The sequence below is a fragment of the Mesorhizobium sp. P5_C1 genome (assembly GCF_054049815.1).
In genome coordinates, this window is record NZ_JBFULQ010000806.1 from 1 (window position 1) to 1,888 (window position 1,888).

Consider the following 1,888-nt stretch of genomic DNA (forward strand, 5'->3'; position numbering starts at 1 on the left):
GTCTTCTGCAAAATGCTCGAATTCAAAATTTCAGAGCGTCCCAGGTGCAACTCGTGGAAGCACGGCGTTCTCTGTCGGAATGGCCGGCTTATAGATAAATCGGCTCAATTCGTCCAGCCGCGAGGCCGCCGCAATCGCTCACGCCTTCAGGTCGGACTTCAGCCGGTCTATGATGCTGATCGCAGGGCTGGCATGTCGGCTGATCCAGCGATCCTACGCGACAGCGACAAACTCCAAGGTCTCGTGACGCGGCTATGCTCTTGCCAACCTCAATGTCCCTCGCCGGACTTCGCTTTTCTCCGTCGCCGCGCCAGCATGTTGAGCCCTTCGACCAAGGCCGAAAAACCCATCGCCGCGTAGATGTAACCCTTGGGCACATGGTAGCCCATGCCGTCGGCGATCAGCGTCATGCCGATCATCAGCAGGAAGCCCAGCGCCAACATGACGATGCTCGGGTTCTTGGCGATGAAATTTGCCAGCGGTCCGGCCGCCAGCATCATCACGCTGACCGCGACGATCACGGCAATGTACATGATGGCGATCTCGTCGGTCATGCCGACGGCGGTGATGATCGAATCTATGGAGAAGACGAGGTCGAGCAGCAGGATCTGGAAGATCGCGCCGGCGAGGCTGATCTGCAGGGTCTCACCCAGCATCGTGTCCCGGTGATCGTCGGGATCGACCGTGTGATGGATCTCCTTGGTCGCCTTCCAAACCAGGAACAGGCCGCCGGCAATCAGGATCAGGTCGCGCCAGGAAAACCCGTGACCGAAGGCGGTGAACACCGGCGTCGTCAGCTGGACGATGATCGAAATCGTGGCCAGCAGCACCAGCCGCATGATCAGCGCCGCCGAGATGCCGAGCCGGCGGGCGCGCGCCCTTTGCGCTTCCGGCAGCTTGTTGGTCAGGATCGAGATGAAGATCAGATTGTCGATGCCGAGCACGATCTCCAGCACCACCAGCGTCAGCAGCGCGACCCAGGCCGTTGGATCGGAGACAAAGTGAAAATGCGGCGCCAGGAATTCGATGAGCTGCATGGAGGTCGTCCCCTCTACGATCTAGAGCAGTGTCGCCGGCAATTAGGTACTGCTTGCGTCCATATCAATGTCGCGACCAGAAGGACGGTGCGGTTTCCTCCAGCCGCGGGCCGCGACGAAACGGCGCGATCCTCTCGGTAAGCCCCGTGCGGTCGGAAATATCGACGCCGACGCCGCACAATGTCGCCGGTCCGGTTGCTGCCTCGAAACGCCCTTTCGGCACTTTCGACAGGAACCGGTTGAGCGGTTCCTCCTTGTCCATGCCGAGCGAGGAATCGTAGTCGCCACACATGCCGGCGTCGGAAATGTAACCCGTGCCGCCATTGAGGATCTGGTGATCGCCGGTCGGCTGGTGCGTGTGGGTGCCGACGACGAGACTGGCGCGGCCATCGACGAAATGCGCAAAGCACATCTTTTCCGAAGTCGCCTCGGCATGGAAGTCGATGATCACGGCATCCGCCTGCTCGCCGAGCGGACAGGCGGCCAGTTCGCGCTCACCGGCCTGGAACGGATCGTCGAGTTCGGGGTGCATGAACACCCGGCCCATGATGTTGGCGACCAGCACGCGCGCACCGCTCCTGGCGATGTAGACGCCGGAGCCGCGTCCGGGCGTGCCCTTGGGGAAATTGGAGGGGCGCAGAAAGCGCTCTTCGCGCGGCGCGAAGGCCAGCGCGTCGCGCTGGTCCCAGACATGGTTGCCGGTGGTGACAACATCGGCGCCCGCCGCGATCGTTTCGCGAAAGATCTCTTCGGTGATGCCAAAGCCGCCGGCGGCATTCTCGCCGTTGACGATGACGAAATCGAGTTTGAAATCGGAGATCAGTCCCGGCAGTTGTTCCCACACTGCCGTG

General features: G+C 61.7%; 2 protein-coding genes. Both read right to left on the reverse strand.

All coding sequences use genetic code 11. The features are described 5' to 3' along the window. Positions 1–269: 269 nt before the first annotated feature. Positions 270–1,037, reverse strand: a complete 768-nt coding sequence (locus ACXJ7R_RS31485) for a TerC family protein (RefSeq protein WP_457155215.1) — start codon at positions 1,035–1,037, stop codon at positions 270–272. 64 nt (positions 1,038–1,101) lie between these two features. After that, a partial coding sequence (locus ACXJ7R_RS31490; protein ID WP_457155216.1) for a TIGR00282 family metallophosphoesterase occupies positions 1,102–1,888 on the reverse strand: 787 nt, incomplete at its 5' end.